The following is a 14,873-nucleotide window of genomic DNA, read 5'->3' on the forward strand; positions in this document are numbered from 1 at the left end:
CATTGGCGGTGTCCCGACGGGTGGCCGGTTCGGGCCGGATCTTGCTCGGCGGCGCGGCGAGCGGGCACCATCGATCGATGACGACGCGATGGGGCATGACGGTGCCGCTGGACGGCATCCCGCTCGCCGACCACGCCGCGGTCTACGCGGCCCTCGACCGGGCGGGTTTCACCGACGTCTGGTCCGCCGAGGTCAACGGGGCGGACGCGTTCACCCCGCTGGCGCTCGCCGCCGCCTGGCAGCCCCGGCTGCGCCTGGGCACCGCGATCACGCCGGTCTTCACCCGGGGGCCGGGCCTGCTGGCGATGAGCGCGGCCGCGCTCGCCGAGGCCGCGCCCGGCCGGTTCGCGCTCGGCATCGGCGCGTCCTCGCCGGTCGTCGTCCGCGACTGGAACGCGGTGCCGTTCGACGAACCGTTCCGGCGTACCCGCGACGTCCTGCGGTTCCTGCGCGTGGCGCTGTCCGGCGAGACCGTCGACGGGAAGTTCGACACCTTCGCCGTGCGCCGGTTCACGCTGGACCGCAAGCCGGCCGTGCCGCCGCCGCTGCTGCTCGCCGCGCTGCGCCCGGGGATGCTGCGGCTGGCCGGCGCGGAGGCCGACGGCGTCATCCTCAACTGGCTCGGCGCGGACGACGTGCCGCGGGCGCTCGCCGAGGTGGGCGAGCGCCGTCCCGGCTTCGAGGTGGTCACCCGGATCTTCGTCTGCCCCACCTCCGACGCCGCGCACGCCCGCGCCCTGGGCCGCCGGCTGATCACCAGCTACCTCACCGTCCCCGCGTACGCCGAGTTCCACCGCTGGCTGGGCCGGGAGGAGGTGCTCGGGCCGATGTGGCGGGCCTGGGCCGCCGGGGACCGGCGCGGCGCGGGCGCGGCGGTGCCCGACGAGGTGGTCGACGCACTGGTGCTGCACGGCTCGCCGGAGCACTGCCGCGAGCAGGTCCGCCGCTACGCCGGCGCGGGGGTCGACGTGCCCGTGCTGGCCCTGCTGCCCACCCCCGAGCTGGCCGCCGGCGGCACGGCGGTGCTGGGCGACCTGATCACGCGGTTGGGCGGGGGTGGGGCGCGGTGAACCTCACCGACCGGGTGGTGGTGATCACCGGCGGGGCCGGCGGCATCGGCTCGGCCCTGGCGCGGCGGTTCGCCGCCGAGGGCGCGGCGGCCGTGGTCGTGGCCGACCTCGACGCCGACGCCGCCCGCGCGGTGGCCGCCGGTGTCGGCCCGGTCGCCCGTCCCGCCGCCGTGGACGTGACCGACGAGGAGCAGGTCCGCGCGCTGGTCGCCGACACCGAGCGGCGGTACGGGCGGATCGACCTGTTCTGCGCGAACGCGGGCGTGGCCACCAGCGGGGGAGTGGAGGTCGACGACGCCGGCTGGGACCGTGCGTGGCGGGTGAATGTGCTCTCGCACGTCTATGCCGCCCGGGCGGTGCTCCCGGCGATGCTGGTTCGGGGCGGCGGCTACCTGCTGCACACCTGTTCGGCGGCGGGCGTGCTGACCGCGGTCGGGGACGCGCCCTACACGACCACCAAGCACGCCGCCGTGGGCTTCGCCGAGTGGCTCTCCGTCACCTATCGTGACCAGGGGCTGCGGGTCAGTGCCCTGTGCCCGCAGGGGGTGGACACGCCGATGCTGGCCGAGGGGCTGGCCGCCGGCCACCTCGGCGCTCGGGTGATCGCCGCCTCCGGCGCGGTGCTCGCCCCGGACGAGGTCGCCGACGCGGTGGTCGCCGGCCTCGCCGAGGAGCGGTTCCTCATCCTGCCGCACCCGGAGGTCGCCGCGTACGCCCTCCGCCGGGCGGAGGACCCCGACGGCTGGCAGGCCGGCCTGCGTAAACTCGTGCGCCGCCTGCGGGCGTAGTGCCCCGACAAGTGGCGTGGTCACCGATCACGACGCGGGGCGCCGATGTCGCGTGCGCGCTTGAGCCGCCCGTCGCCGACCGGCGTCGGCCTCGCTCAGCGCTCCACGTCGAATGACAGTGGCGCGGTGGCGGCGGCCCGCAGACGCGCGAGGATGGCGATCCGGGCGCGGCGGTAGGCGGCGGGGTCGTCGTGCAACAGCGAGGTGCCGTTGGCCATCTCCAGCAGCGCGATCAACTCGTAGGCGAGTTGGTCGGCGTCCGTCGTCTCCGCGAGGTCGCCCAGTTGGCGTGCGTCCTCGATCGTGCGGGTCACCAGCCGTGTCCAGTCGAGGCTGGCGGCGGCCACCGCCTCCCGGACGGGGCCCGGGCGAGCGTCGAACTCGGCGGCGACGGTGAAGAAGAAGCATCCCCCCGGGAACACCCGCCGCTCCGAGTAGTTCAGCCAGGCATCGCACAGCCGCCACAGTCGACGCAGGCCCGACGCGGTGGCCAGGGCGGGCTGGACCACCTCGTCCAGGTACACCGCGGACGCCGTGCGCAGGGTGGCGAGCTGAAGCTCCTCCTTGGAGCCGAAGTAGCCGAACAGTCCGCTCTTGCTCACGCCGAGGTCGGCGGCGAGCCGTCCGATCGTGAGGCCCTCCAGGCCGTCCTTCGAGGCGATGTCCGCGGCGCGACGAAGGATCGTCGCGCGGGTGCGCTCGTCGCGCGGCCGACCCGCCATGCCGGAGCCCTCTCCTTCTGTCGCTGCGCCGATTCAGCGTACGGGCGTTCGGTCTGTCTGGCCCAGCAGGCGCTACCATGCTTTTCAAGCACGAACGATCGTGCTGAAAATCGGGAGAGTGACGGGGATGTCCGAGATCGAGGAGGGCCGCGTGCTGCGGACCCGTTGGACGCCGGGGCCGGCCGTCGACGCCACCGGGGCCGTGCTCGTCGCCGTGACCGCGTTCCGCGCCGACCGCGCGCGGGACCTGCCGGGGATCTACCGGGCCGGCATGCGCCTGCGCGACGCCTGGCCGGACCTGACGGGTGCGGTCGGGATGTGGTTGTGGACCACACCGCTCAGCCGCCGGTGCGGCTCGGTGTCGGTCTGGCGGGACCAGGACGCGTTGCGGCAGTTCGTGGCCTGGCCCGACCACGTGGTGATCATGAAGCGGTACCGGCGGCGCGGCCGACTGACATCGACCACGTGGACGACGGAGCGGTGCGAGCCGTCAGTCATCTGGCGGGAGGCCCGCCAACACCTCGCGGAGCGGTGAGCCGGCGAACGATCGGTCGCGTTCCTCCCTGCCGATCCGGACTCACCCAAGACCCGACGTCGCGGCCGAGCGCTCCCGCGCCCACCGGTCGGCGGGCCGAGGGCGCGAACCGGGCGTCGTGGCGCGAGAACGCCCAGACGACGAGCGCGGCGACGCCGTAGGCGGCGCCCAGCAGGCTGGTGAGGGCCCAGCCGGCCGTCGAGTAGGCCCAGGTGGTGCTCACCGCGCCGAGGGCGGAGCCGAGTGAGTAGAACACCATGTACGCGCCGATGGTGCGGCTGGCCGCCTCGGGCCTGCCGGCCGTGACGAGGTGTTGGCTGGTCACGTGTACGGCCTGCACGGCGAAGTCGAGCGCCACCACTCCGATGACCAGCAGCGGCAGGGAGTGGGGGGCCTGTGCGGTGAACATCCAGGAGAGGATGAGGAGGAGAAGCGACCATCCGGTGACCGGAGTCGCCAGTCCCCGGTCCGCCCAGCGGCCGGCTCGCGCGGCACCGAGGGCCCCGGTGAGCCCCGCGATGCCGAGGAGGCCGATCTGGGTCGCCGAGAGGTTCCATGGCTCGTCGCTCAGCGGCAGGGCGATCCCGCTCCAGAGCGTCCCGAACGAGGCGAACAGGAAGAAGCAGAGCAGCGCGCGGCCGCGGAACGTGCGGTCGGAGAGGGGCAGGCGAAGCGCGGAGCTGACCGCGCGCAGGTACCCGCGATCCCGCTTCTGCCGCGCCTCGCGGGGAAGAAGGGCCAGGACGGCGCCGGCGATTGCGAGTGACGCGAGTGTGGATGCGGCGTAGACCGTGCGCCAGCCCGCTGCGTCGGCGAGGGTTCCGGCGACGGTACGGGCGGCGAGGATGCCGATCACGACGCCGGAGGTGACGGCCCCGATGTTGCGTCCGCGTTCGGCGGGACTCGATACGGCCGCCGCGTAGGCGACGGCGATCTGGACCACGACGGAGAACAGTCCCGCCAGTGCCGCTCCCGCCAACACGCCCACCGATGTGTCGGACAGTGCGATCAGGCCCGTGCCGATCGCCGTGAACGCGACGTGGGCCGCCATCAGCAGGCGACGATCCGCCAGGTCGCCCAGTGGGACCAGCGCGACGAGGCCCAGCAGGTAGCCGATCTGCCCGATCCCGACGATCCAGCCCACGTGCTGCTCGGGGATGGCCAGGTCGGCGCCGATGCGCGCCAGCAAGGGCTGTGCGTGGTAGATGTTCGCGACCGCGACCGCGGACAGCGCCGCGAGCAGCAGTCGACGGCCCGAGCTGAGTCCGGCGGGTTCCATCGCGTCTCCGATCAGTAGCAATATGCAACTGATCGGAGGCTAGGGCATAATGGTTTCGGATCGCAACTCATCGGAGGTTCTTGTGACGTCCCAGTCGGCCGGCCCGCAACTCGCCTCCGCGCACTGGACGGACCCGGAGTGCCCCGTGGCCCGCGCGCTCGACCTGGTCGGAGACCGCTGGAGCCTGCTCATCGTGCGTGACGCGATGGACGGCGTTCGCGCGTTCACGGACTTCCAACGCAGCCTCGGCGTCGCCCGGAACATCCTCAGCGACAGGCTCCGCCGGCTCGTTGCCCACGGCATCCTGGCCCGCGAGATCGCCCCGTCCGGCAAGCGCCAGGAGTACGTGCTGACGGAGGCCGGTCATGACCTGTTCACCGCTGTGCTCGCCCTGCGCCAATGGGGTGAGCGCCATGCGTTCGCTCCTGGCGAGGCGCACTCCGTTCTCCTGGACGACACCGCTGCCGTCGTGCCTGAACTGCGTCCGACCGGCCGTGGTGGGCACAACCTGTCCGACCGCAACACGCAGGTACGGAAGGTCGAGAGGCGTCACCGGTCAGCCGGGTGAAGTGATCCGGCCGACCCCTGTGCTCGCCGCCCGGGAGCCTCCCGCGATCACGGCCTGCGGACGAACTCGATCGCGACCGATGCGAAGAACGGCTCGACGCTGACGCACTGCCGACCGCGCACCACAGCCGCCCTACCGATCAGGCTCGATGGCGTTCAGGGTGGGGACGGTGACGACGGCGGCGCCGGTGACCGGTGGGTCCCGTGGCCTCGTACCTCTGGCATCCCGGCGGTATGTGGCCGGTCCTCGATGCCCGTAAAGCTTTGGGCAGAAATTCGTTCTAGAACATATCTTTGGTTTTGGTCTAGGCTGCGGCTATGGCGGAGACGGTGACGGCGGTCGTGACCGGGGCCAACCGCGGCATCGGTTTCGCGGTGGCCGCCGGGTTGGTGCGACAGGGCTGCCGGGTGGTGCTGGTGACCAGGAACCGGGCGCGGGGCGAGCAGGCGGTGGCGGCGCTGGGGGTGCCCCCGGGCGGCGCGGGTGGCTCGGCGGAGTTGGTGGTGGGCGACCTGTCGGTGTTGTCGTCCATCCGGGCGGTCGCGGCCGAGCTCCACAGTCGCTGCGACCGGATCGACGTGCTGGTGCACAACGCCGGTGTCTGGCCGACCCGGCTGGTACGCACCGAGGACGGCTACGAGCAGTCGTTCGCGGTGAACCACCTGGCGCCGTTCCTGCTCAACCACCTGTTGGAGGAGCGGCTGAGGAGGGTGGTCCAGGTCAGCGCCGGCCTCTACGTCAAGGGCAGGGTGGACCCGGATCGGACGCCCAGGGGTGCGGACTTCCACCGGATGCGCACCTACTGCGACACCAAGCTCGCGAACCTGCTCACCGTGCCGCTGTTCGCCGAGCACTGGAAGGATGCCGGGGTGACCATCGACGCGGTGCACCCCGGCGTCATCAGGACCGGCCTGGGAGATCCCGGCGGCGTGCCCGGCCTGCTGCTCAAGGCGATCAAGCGCCGGTGGGAAGCCCCGGCGGTCGGCGCGGCGCGGGTGGCGCGCCTGGCGTTCGCGCCCGGCGGGGAGTCCGGCCGCTACTTCGACGGTGACCGCCAGGTGCCGCTCGCGCCCGTGGCGGACGATCCGGCCCTGGCCCGGCGGCTGTGGGACCAGGGGATGGCTCATGTCGCCTAAGCAACAGCGGGGCGAGGCGACCGCCGAACGGTTGCTTGCCTCGGCGCTGGACGTGTTCGAGTCGGCCGGCCAGCCCGGCTTCACGGTCAACGCGGTGACCGCCGCCAGCGGGGTCAGCCTTGGCAGTCTCTATCACCACTTCGGCAGTTTCGACGGGCTGGCCGCGGCGCTGTACAGCCGGTGTATGGCGGCGCTGTTCGACGAGCTGATCGCGGCGCTGAGCCGGGCCCGGACCGCCCGCACCGGCGTCCGCGCCATCGTTACGGCCTACCTGCGCTTCACCGAGGAAAACCCGGCCGCGGCGCGGTTCATCCACGCCTCGGCCTACGCCGGCTACCTGGCCGCGCACGCCGAACAGGTGGCGGCTGCCAAGGCGCCGCGCATGGCGGCCGTCGCCGGCTGGCTGCGACCGCGGATGGAGGCCGGCGAGATTGCCACCCTGCCGGAGCCACTGATCGAGATGCTGCTGATCGGGCCGGTGGCCGAGACCACCCGCCGGTGGCTCGCCGGCGTGCCGGGCATCGATCTCGGGCAGGCTGCCCGCGTTCTGCCCGACCGGATCTGGCGTTCGCTCGCGCCGGACTGAACAAGACGAAAACAGGGCCGGGGTGTGGTGTCGGCGTGCGGAGCCGACCGCCGCGTGGTCGGTCACCGCGCAGAGGACCAGCAGGCGCGTGCGGGGAACGGGTCAACCAGACGCCCCGGCGCCGTACCGGTCGCGTACCGGGCGACGTCGGCACGGTGCCGCCGCCCTCCGGTCGGGCACCACCGTCCTAGGCTCGACCGGTGCGTCGGACGAACCTGTACACCGTCGACGGTGCCCTCGGGCTGGGCGTCACCGGTCGGCGTTCGCCCGACCTGCGCCTCGAGGTCGCGTCCGGCCGGCGCCTGCTGCTGCGTCAGCGGCACCGCCCGGTCCTGTTCGGCAGGGCGCACCACGGGAACCACGGCATGCACGTGTACCGGACCGGGGACTACGTCTCGCCGCTGCCTCCCCTGCGAGCCGACGACGCGGGGCGGACCGGCCCTTCCGGTGGTGCGGCGTGGCACGACCGCTGGGCGCACCGGTTCGCTTCCTGGCTGTACGACGCCGACGCGGGGCCGCTGCACGACGGGCGGTGGGCCCTCGGCCCCCGTCGGCTGCCGCCGTACTGTCTGCGCGGCGACCTCACCAGGGACTATCCGGCCGCCTACCTCGACTGGCTCGGCGTGGGTTGGAACGGCGTGCTTCCCCTGCGGCGGCTGCCCGGCGCCGACGCCGCCCGCGTCAAGGCCTACCGCAGGCAGGCACGCGAGCGGGTGCTGCCGCCGATCCTGCTGTGGTCGGTGAGCGCGTTCGACGGCTATCTGCTGCTGGACGGCCACTGCCGTCTGGTCGCGGCACTCGCCGAGGAAGTCGATCCGGCGGTCCTGGTCCTGTCCCTCGTGGCGGATCCCGAGGTCGAGCGGAACGACCCAACGGCCGCCCACGCCGCGCTGACGGATCGGGTGATCGCGCAGGCCGCGCGGAGCGGTGCCGACCCGCTACGGGCGGCGGAAGCGCTCGCCCACCGGTTCGCCAAGGCGTGCGCCGCCCAGCCGGAGGAGGGCAGGACGCGGGCCTGGCCCGTCCGAGGCGGCGCGCCGGCGTGGGAGCAGCAGGTCGCGAGCGCGGCCGGGGCGTGGGCGACGACCGTTCGAGGCTAGGCAGCGTTTCGATAGGTCGGGTCAGAGCCACTCGTTGATCGCGACGAATCCCGGCTCGCCAGCTGTCTCGGCGTGGCCACCCGTGGTGGCCGGCATCGGGGCCTCAGCCGTCCCGGTCGAACCCGTCGAGCAGGGCGGCGGCCTGCGCCAACTGGCCTTGGTGGAACACGGGGATTCCGGCGCGGACCAGCAGGTCGGCGGCCAGGCCGCGCCCGGGAACCGTGCGGCCCGTGAACGACCCGTCGTGCACCCGGCTGGTCCCGCACGTGGGACTGCGGTCCACGAGGACGGCGAGGACCACCCCGGCCGCCCGAGCCCGGTCCACGGCCCGTCGCGCCGCCAGCCGGAACAGGTCCGTGACATCCTGCCCGGTCACCTCCCGCACCCTGCCGTCACCGTCGAGCACCTCCGCGGCGACGCCGCCGACGATCTCGGCCGGTGGCCTGGGTACCGGCAGCCCCACCGATAGTTCGGGACAGAACGACACCAGGCGGCCCTCCGCGGCCCAGCGGTCCCAGATCGGCGAGCAGACATCCACCCCGGTCGCGTTGAAGCGGATCGGGGAGCCTCCCAGACAGCCGCTCACCAACACCCTGCGCACCGGGGCACCGTAACCGCCGCGGGCCAGCCGTCCTTGCCAGGGGTCCACGGTTGCCGGGTTCCGTCGCCAGCGACCCATGCCTGCCGCGTGGTGGCGGAACGGGTGACAGGTGGCTTCGTCACGGTTCGAGGGTGTGCGAGCGTTCGAGGAGGCGGAGCATCGCCCGATGGAACTCGTCGCGCTGCCGCACGGACCACTGCTCGGTGAGGTGATCGAACACCCTCTCCTGCCACGCGTGGGCCTCCTGGAGCAGCACGTGGCCGGCGGCGGTGACCGACACCTCCCTGCGACGCGCGTCCACGGCCGAGGGGCGCATCTCCAGGTAGCCGGCGCCGGCGGCGTCCCTGACGAGGCGAGAGGCGCCGCTCTGGTCGATGCCGATCTCGCGGGCCACGGCATTGACGGTCGCGGCGCCCCGACTTCCGACGGAACGCACGGCCTCCGTGACGAGCACGTGGCGGCCCCGCTGTGCGGCGCGACCGTCGCCGGGGGCGTTCCACCGCCGGGACCAGTGCCGGACGAACTCGAAGAGGACCTGGCCGGGGCCGGTCGCAGCCGCCGCCTCTCCCGAACCTGCGCAAGGGCCAGCGGCGAGATCAGCAGCGGGCCGCGAGGCGTCGTCGCTGCTCACTCGGTCGCCGCCAGTTCGCGGCAGATATGGGCCAACTCCAGGGCGGCCCTGAGGTCGGGCAGTCGCAGGGCCGCCGACACCCGGTTCCCGGTGGTCCTGAAGACCGTGGCGACCCGGGTCGGGGCGGTGCTCTCGGGCCAGGTCGCGTCCTGCTCGACGACCATCAGACGATGGCTGACGGGATGCCACGACCGCGGGACCAACCTGATCCCCGACCGGGCCACCCACTCGGCGAACGCGGTGGGGCCGATCGGGCCGGCGCCTTTCGGGCCCAACACCACGATCGGGTCGCTGACGGCGGCCTCGGCCGCGGCCAGGTCGCCGTCGTTGACTGCCGCATGCCAGCGGTTGACTGCTGCTTCCAAGACGGGTTCCACGGGGCGATTGTATGCGTATCGCATACGAACTTCACTCCGGGGGTCGCCGGGCCGACCCGTCAGTGGTCCGCGCGCCGGTCACCCGACCGGACGCCGCGCAGGCGTCCGTACGCCCACGCCACCAGCGCGAAGAGGCCCCAGAGAACCAGGCCCCAACTCGTCGGCGGAGTCCAGGCCGACAGCGACCCCGCGATGTCCGCCTCACTCAGCGAGGCGCGCGGCTGCGTCCCCGACAGGGCCAGCGCGGCGAAGCCGACGGCGGCGAGGCCGCACAGCACCGGCACGACGGCACGACGGAACATGAGCGCGGCCAGCAGGGCCGTTGCCAGCCACAGGGACGCCCCGGACAGGAAAGCGGCGGCGGTGGTGGCGCGGTCGACCGGAGAGGGCTCCTCGCCGAAGAACGGCGCGGAGGCGACGACTGCCGCGTACCAGGACCACACGGCGCCGGGCAGCGCCAGGATCAGCAGGATCCAGGGTTGCGCCCAGTGGCCTCGTTCGCGAGGGGCGGCAGATTGCGCGACGGCGCCGTCGTGCCGCCCGCCCTCCTCTTCGCTGATCATTCCCCGATCATGGTCCGGCACGGCGCGGGCCGCCTGAGTGGCCGTACTCAGCATGCTCGCCTCGTACGTCGGTGCCGCGCCGCGGGAAGTCCGGCGGCGCGGGCCATGGGTGGCCCGTCACGCACGCCGGGGCAGCCGTCGGCCCGGGCAGCGCTCGCGGCACGTACCCTCGTGCCATGTCTCGTCCACTGCGGACGCTCGGTGAACTGATCCGACGCGCGGTGTCCCACCGCGACGTCGACCTCTACGTGCTGGCCGTCGGCGCGCTCGTCTTCACGGTGCTCGGCTCGGCCGGGATGGCCAACGCGGCCGCCCTGTCCTCGGCGACGCTCGGCCTGCTGACCTTCCTCGCGGTGGCGCAGATCCGGTCCAGGCGGCAGATCGCCGAGATCGCCGAGAGCCGGACGACCACCCACACCGACGTGCTGCGGACCGGTTTTCCCGAGGACCTGGCGGCCCGGCGCCAGGAGGCCAGGTCGCTGCTGCTCATCGGCAGGTCGCTGGGGCGGACCATCGCCACCACCCGCGTACACCTGCGTCGGTCCCTCGCCGCCGGCGCGCACGTCCGGGTGCTGCTGGTCGACCCGGACGACGACGGCGCGGTGCGGGCGGCCGCCAGCTCCACCGCCGACTCCGCCCGCGTGGAACGTCTGCGCAGTCGCATCCGCGCGTCCCTCGACGAACTCGCCGGCCTGCGGGGGGCAGGTGGGCAGCTCGAGGTGCGCGTCACCACGGCGGTGCCGCACATCGGCGTCAACGCCGTCGACGTCGAGTCCGAGCGGGGCTTCATCGTCGTGCAGCACTACGAGTACCGGCCCTCGGCGGACGCCGCGCCGATCCTGCGGCTGGACACCCGGGACGCGTACTGGTTCCCGCACTTCGTCGCCGAGGCCAACCGGATGTGGGAGGACGCCCACCCGTGGCCTCCCACCGTGGAGCAGGCGGTGCGACGGGCCGCGCGGCCGGCGTTCGCCGACGACTTCGGCCCGGAACTGCTGGCGGTGATGTCGCGCGCGCGGCACCTGCTCATCACCGGCGTCACCCGCAACACCCTGCTCACCAGCGAGTACAAGCGGTTCGAGCAGTGGCTCACGTCCGGCTGCGTCATCCGGTTCCTCCTCGTCGATCCGGACTCACCCGCGATCGACGTCGCCGCCGAGCGCTACTACGCACACCGGTCGGCGGACAGGACGCGGGAGCGGGGCCGGCACGCGCTCGGCCTGCTGCGCGAGCTGCGGCGGTCGACCGGCGGGGACATCGCCGTCCGGCTGACCCGGCATCCACTGGCGCTGGGCCTCGTCGCGGTCGACCCGACCGAGGAGACCCGGTCGCCGCACAGCGCCGTGTTCGGTGAGTACTACACGTACCAGGCACCCGGCGAACCGAAGTTCGCGATCCGGGCTGACGACGGCCCATGGTGCGGCCACTTCGTCCACGAGGCGGAGGCGCTCTGGGAGGGCGCGCTGCCCGTCGAACTGTGAGCACGAAGCCGCGGGCGATCATCGCCGGTACGGCGGTGCCGTACCGGCGATGATCGCGGGACCGTGGCAGCGCCCGGGAGCGCTGAGGATGACGGCTGGACCGGTGGACAGAGCGAGTGCCCCGCACCGGGTCAGGCTGTGGCCCGGAGGTGTTCGTGCGCCCATTCCTCGAAGGTCGTGAGGGGGATGCCGAGCGCTCGGGCGAATTCCGGGCGGGCGGGTTGCCCGGCCACGTTCACGTGTGCGTGTGAGACGCCTGCCCACACCGGCATTCCCGCGGCGATCGCTTCCTCCTCGGTCATCTCCGGCGCGGTCAGCTCGGTGCCCAGTGCACGGGACAGGATCTTGGAGATTTCCGTCATGGTCAGGTAGTCGCTGGCCAGTTCCAGCTCGACCCCGTTGAACCGATCGGGTTCGGCGATGGCTGCGGCGGCCGCACTGCCGATGTCATCGACCGCGACGAGGGAGAGCCGGGTCTGTGGCTTCAGCACAGTCACCAGGCCGCCCTCGACGCCCCGGGGGAAGAGGTACGCCGAGGAGGGCAGGAAGTTCTCCATGAACCAGCCCGGCTTGATGAGCGTCCAGTGCGTGAAGCCCGCCTCGCGTACCCGGTTCTGGATGCTGGTCTTGGTGGCGTAGTAGGGCTCCAGGGGCGCCCAGCGCCCTTCGACCCAGCCGGCGGTCTGGGTGTGCTGTCCGGCGCCGGAGACGGACGTGTGCACGAACTGCGGCACTTTCGCGGCCAGCGCGCCCTCGATCAGGTTGACGGCCTGGATCAGCTCACCCTCGAAGTCGATGGAGGCCCCGTTCATCGCGGGCATCTGCACCGAGAAGACGGCTCGGGCTCCTTGCGCGGCCCTGACCAGCGAGTCGCGATCGTCGAGGTCGCCGACGACCAGTTCGGCACCGAGCGCTTCGACGGCCCTCGCCCGGTCGGTGGCGGGGTTGCGGACCAGTGCCCGGACGGGGACGCCCGCCGCGAGCAGGGCACGGGTGGTGGCGCCGCCCTGCTGTCCGGTGGCGCCGATGACCAGGACGGGTGCGGGATCGGTGGGCATGAGGGCTCCTCCTGGATTGCGCGGCCATTAAACGGCGGGGCCCACCGTTTGTGCTTGGCTACTATACGGAGGGCCCCGCCACTTAGCAAACCTCGAGGTGACCAATGCCGGTCCAGCGTGCAGACGCCCGGCGCAACTACGCGCGCCTGCTCGCCGTGGCCGAGCAGGAGATCGCCGCGCACGGTGCCGACGCATCCCTGGAACAGATCGCCCGCCTTGCGGGAGTCGGGTCAGCCACGGTGCGCCGGCACTTTCCCAGCCGCCACGCACTGCTGGAGGCGGTCTTCCGTGAACGGATCGAGACCCTGTGCGCGCACGCCCGCGACCTGGGCGGCAGAGCCGATACCCGGGCCGCGCTGCTGGAATGGCTCAGTGCCGTCACCGCGTCCGCCGCGACCATCCGAGGACTGGCCATCGCACTGACCCGCGACAGCGCGGCGGACCCCGCCGAGGCGCACGAGCACTGCGCTTCGGCGCGGCTCACCGAAGCGGGCGAACCACTGGTACGCCGCGCAACGGACGATGGCGCGCTGACGCCCGGCGTGACCATCACCGACCTGATCATGCTGATCACCGGTATCGCCCTGGCCACGGAACACCATCCGGACCCCGCTACGGAGGCGGACCGACTACTCGCCCTGACCGTGGTGGGAGTCAGTCCCCGTCAGAGGTGAGCGCAGCGCGTACGGGTGTTGGTTGGCGCACGCCGCGAACCTGTCGAGGCGGTGCCCTCACGCAGATGTCAGAGGGGGCTGGCGATGGTCGGATCATCAGCGGTGAACTCGGCTGCGGGTGAGCCCGCGCAGTGTGGTGCGGGCGGTCGTCAGGCCGGTTAGCTCACGCTCGATCTGGGCGAGTTCAGCGGTGAGTGTGGTGATCTGCTCCCCAGCCGGTTGGCGGTCTGACTCGCGGTGGCCTCGCGGCGATGAGGTCCCGGTCCGGCGTCTGGCCGCTGCGCGTCGCGTCGCCTGGTGACATCCGTCATGGTGCCCGCCCAGCTGACGGCGACGCTAGGGTCGCTGCGGTGTGGCGAATCGTGTGGCGGTATCTCGCTGTGGCGGTCCTCGCGCGCCTGGCCGACGAGGGTGCCCGCGTGGCGTTGCTCCTCCTGGCGCTGGCGGTCACCGGCAGCACCGTCTTCGGTGGACTGCTCGTCGCGGCGTTCATGGTCCCGCATGTGTTGGCCGCCCCGGTGGTCGGCGCCCTCGCCGACCGGGTGCGCCGGCGCACGCCGACGTACGTGGCGTTCCTGATGGCGTACGGCACCGCGATCGCGGCGTGCGCGGTGTCGGCCGGGCGGCTACCGGCGCCTGCCGTTCTCGCCGTCGCCGTTGCTGGTGGATGTTTCGCGCCGCTGGCCACCGGCGGTCTCTCCAGCCTCCTGCGCGACCTCGTCCCCGCCGACGACCGGGACCGGGCGTACGCGCTGGACGTGATGACCTACAACACGGCCGGGGTGTGCGGGCCAGCCGTGGCGGCGCTGCTGTCGGCCGCTCTCGGGCCCCGTCCGGCGACGGTGGTGATCGCCGGTTGCGCATTGGTCGCCGGCCTGTGCATGGCAAGCCTCTCCCTGCCGGACCGGCCACCCGCCACCGGCGCCCTGAACATTCGGGCCATCGGCGGAGACGCGCTCGCCACGATCTGGCGAACACGATCATTGCGCGCCGTCACCGTCGCGACGAGTCTCGCCGCGGTGAGCGCCGGCGCGACGCCGATGGTGGCGGCGCTGCTGGCAGCGCGGTACCACGCCGGCTACGCCACCGGCGCGTTGCTGTCGGCGATGGCGGTCGGTGGGCTGCTGGGCTCGCTGGCGTACGCGCGGCGTCCGGTCCGGTGGCTCGGGCCGGAACGTGTCGTGATGACGTGCATCGCGGCCAGCGCCGCGCCGCTCGCGATGCTGCCGCTGGTGCCGGGTGTCGTCGCCGGCCTGCTGGTGTTCGCGGTGTCCGGCTTCTTCCTGGGGCCGCAGGCGGCCGCCTTGTTCGCCAGCCGGGACCGGCACACGCCGGCCGTCGTACACACGCAGGTCTTCACGCTCGGAGCCGGCCTGAAGATCACCGCGGCGGCCGCCGGCGCCGCTCTGGCCGGTGCGGGCGCCGCGTTCGGCGCGGACCGTCTGTCGGTGGCTGTGGCCGGATTCGCGGCGGCGGCAGCCGGCATCGGGATGGCGTTCCTACCGGCCCGACATGCAGCTGGCGCACCCGATGACATTTAGCTGCCGCGCAACACGGGGAGGAAGGGCGGGAAAGCGGGCCGAACATCTGAATGTGCGGACGCGGCGGCTCCCACCCGCTACGACACCGCATCCCACTCAGCTAACCAGCACCCTTCGTTATCACCGAATCTGAGACAGAGCCGGTTCTTCTGCAGTCCCCGGC

At 72.8% G+C, this 14,873-nt stretch carries 17 protein-coding genes; 10 read left to right on the forward strand and 7 right to left on the reverse strand.

Annotated elements, in window-relative coordinates; all coding sequences use genetic code 11:
* Positions 1-95: 95 nt before the first annotated feature.
* Together ACGF7U_RS07795 and ACGF7U_RS07800 are read left to right on the forward strand one after the other, a co-directional pair.
* Positions 96-1,070 (forward strand): LLM class F420-dependent oxidoreductase, encoded by a 975-nt coding sequence (locus ACGF7U_RS07795; RefSeq protein ID WP_393104181.1) that lies wholly within the window; start codon positions 96-98, stop codon positions 1,068-1,070.
* The gene (locus ACGF7U_RS07800) at positions 1,067-1,858 is read left to right on the forward strand and encodes an SDR family oxidoreductase (protein ID WP_393104064.1); all 792 of its coding nucleotides are present in this window, start codon (positions 1,067-1,069) and stop codon (positions 1,856-1,858) included. The genes ACGF7U_RS07795 and ACGF7U_RS07800 overlap by 4 nt, the downstream gene beginning before the upstream one ends.
* 95 nt (positions 1,859-1,953) lie before the next feature.
* On the opposite strand, the gene ACGF7U_RS07805 is transcribed toward ACGF7U_RS07800, so the two are convergent.
* Positions 1,954-2,580 (reverse strand): TetR/AcrR family transcriptional regulator, encoded by a 627-nt coding sequence (locus ACGF7U_RS07805; RefSeq protein WP_393104066.1) that lies wholly within the window; start codon positions 2,578-2,580, stop codon positions 1,954-1,956.
* A gap of 127 nt (positions 2,581-2,707) precedes the next feature.
* Here ACGF7U_RS07805 and ACGF7U_RS07810 point away from each other — a divergent pair, with 127 nt between their 5' ends.
* A complete protein-coding gene (locus ACGF7U_RS07810; RefSeq protein WP_393104068.1) occupies positions 2,708-3,115 on the forward strand; it encodes a hypothetical protein in 408 nt (135 codons plus the stop codon).
* Here the strand turns inward: ACGF7U_RS07810 and ACGF7U_RS07815 are convergent.
* Positions 3,075-4,394 (reverse strand): MFS transporter, encoded by a 1,320-nt coding sequence (locus tag ACGF7U_RS07815; RefSeq protein ID WP_393104070.1) that lies wholly within the window; start codon positions 4,392-4,394, stop codon positions 3,075-3,077. The genes ACGF7U_RS07810 and ACGF7U_RS07815 overlap by 41 nt on opposite strands.
* A gap of 145 nt (positions 4,395-4,539) precedes the next feature.
* Here ACGF7U_RS07815 and ACGF7U_RS07820 point away from each other — a divergent pair, with 145 nt between their 5' ends.
* From ACGF7U_RS07820 to ACGF7U_RS07835, 4 genes are all read left to right on the forward strand, one after another.
* On the forward strand, positions 4,540-4,962 hold the full coding sequence (locus ACGF7U_RS07820; protein WP_393104072.1) for a winged helix-turn-helix transcriptional regulator: 423 nt from the start codon (positions 4,540-4,542) through the stop codon (positions 4,960-4,962).
* A gap of 317 nt (positions 4,963-5,279) precedes the next feature.
* Positions 5,280-6,098, forward strand: a complete 819-nt coding sequence (locus ACGF7U_RS07825; protein WP_393104074.1) for an SDR family NAD(P)-dependent oxidoreductase — start codon at positions 5,280-5,282, stop codon at positions 6,096-6,098.
* Positions 6,088-6,684 (forward strand): TetR/AcrR family transcriptional regulator, encoded by a 597-nt coding sequence (locus ACGF7U_RS07830; RefSeq protein ID WP_393104076.1) that lies wholly within the window; start codon positions 6,088-6,090, stop codon positions 6,682-6,684. The genes ACGF7U_RS07825 and ACGF7U_RS07830 overlap by 11 nt, the downstream gene beginning before the upstream one ends.
* Positions 6,685-6,884: 200 nt before the next feature.
* A complete protein-coding gene (locus ACGF7U_RS07835) occupies positions 6,885-7,784 on the forward strand; it encodes a hypothetical protein (protein WP_393104079.1) in 900 nt (299 codons plus the stop codon).
* Between the two features lie 103 nt (positions 7,785-7,887).
* Here the strand turns inward: ACGF7U_RS07835 and ACGF7U_RS07840 are convergent, their stop codons facing one another.
* The 4 genes from ACGF7U_RS07840 to ACGF7U_RS07855 all read right to left on the reverse strand — a co-directional run bounded on the left by ACGF7U_RS07840 (position 7,888) and on the right by ACGF7U_RS07855 (position 9,956).
* Entirely contained in the window at positions 7,888-8,385 is a 498-nt protein-coding gene (locus tag ACGF7U_RS07840; protein WP_393104081.1) for a DUF523 domain-containing protein, read from the reverse strand.
* 118 nt (positions 8,386-8,503) lie between these two features.
* Positions 8,504-9,016 carry a MarR family winged helix-turn-helix transcriptional regulator gene (locus ACGF7U_RS07845; RefSeq protein WP_393104083.1) on the reverse strand — a complete coding sequence of 171 codons (513 nt, stop codon included), beginning with the start codon at positions 9,014-9,016 and terminating at the stop codon, positions 8,504-8,506.
* Complete coding sequence (locus ACGF7U_RS07850; protein ID WP_393104085.1) at positions 9,013-9,393, reverse strand: hypothetical protein; 381 nt, start codon at positions 9,391-9,393, stop codon at positions 9,013-9,015. Before ACGF7U_RS07850 ends, ACGF7U_RS07845 begins: the two co-directional genes overlap by 4 nt.
* A 59-nt stretch (positions 9,394-9,452) precedes the next feature.
* On the reverse strand, positions 9,453-9,956 hold the full coding sequence (locus ACGF7U_RS07855) for a hypothetical protein (RefSeq protein ID WP_393104087.1): 504 nt from the start codon (positions 9,954-9,956) through the stop codon (positions 9,453-9,455).
* 176 nt (positions 9,957-10,132) lie between these two features.
* Between ACGF7U_RS07855 and ACGF7U_RS07860 the strand changes: the two genes are divergently transcribed.
* Entirely contained in the window at positions 10,133-11,437 is a 1,305-nt protein-coding gene (locus ACGF7U_RS07860; RefSeq protein WP_393104089.1) for a hypothetical protein, read from the forward strand.
* A 131-nt stretch (positions 11,438-11,568) separates the two neighbouring features.
* Here ACGF7U_RS07860 and ACGF7U_RS07865 read toward each other — a convergent pair whose 3' ends face one another.
* Positions 11,569-12,495, reverse strand: a complete 927-nt coding sequence (locus tag ACGF7U_RS07865; protein WP_393104091.1) for an NmrA/HSCARG family protein — start codon at positions 12,493-12,495, stop codon at positions 11,569-11,571.
* Between the two features lie 104 nt (positions 12,496-12,599).
* On the opposite strand from ACGF7U_RS07865, the gene ACGF7U_RS07870 reads away from it, so the two are divergent.
* The gene (locus tag ACGF7U_RS07870; RefSeq protein WP_393104093.1) at positions 12,600-13,169 is read left to right on the forward strand and encodes a TetR/AcrR family transcriptional regulator; all 570 of its coding nucleotides are present in this window, start codon (positions 12,600-12,602) and stop codon (positions 13,167-13,169) included.
* 251 nt (positions 13,170-13,420) lie between these two features.
* Positions 13,421-14,710, forward strand: a complete 1,290-nt coding sequence (locus ACGF7U_RS07875; protein ID WP_393104095.1) for an MFS transporter — start codon at positions 13,421-13,423, stop codon at positions 14,708-14,710.
* Positions 14,711-14,873 lie beyond the last annotated feature (163 nt).

The sequence above is a fragment of the Micromonospora sp. NPDC047670 genome (assembly GCF_043204915.1).
Taxonomy (GTDB): Bacteria; Actinomycetota; Actinomycetes; order Mycobacteriales; family Micromonosporaceae; genus Micromonospora.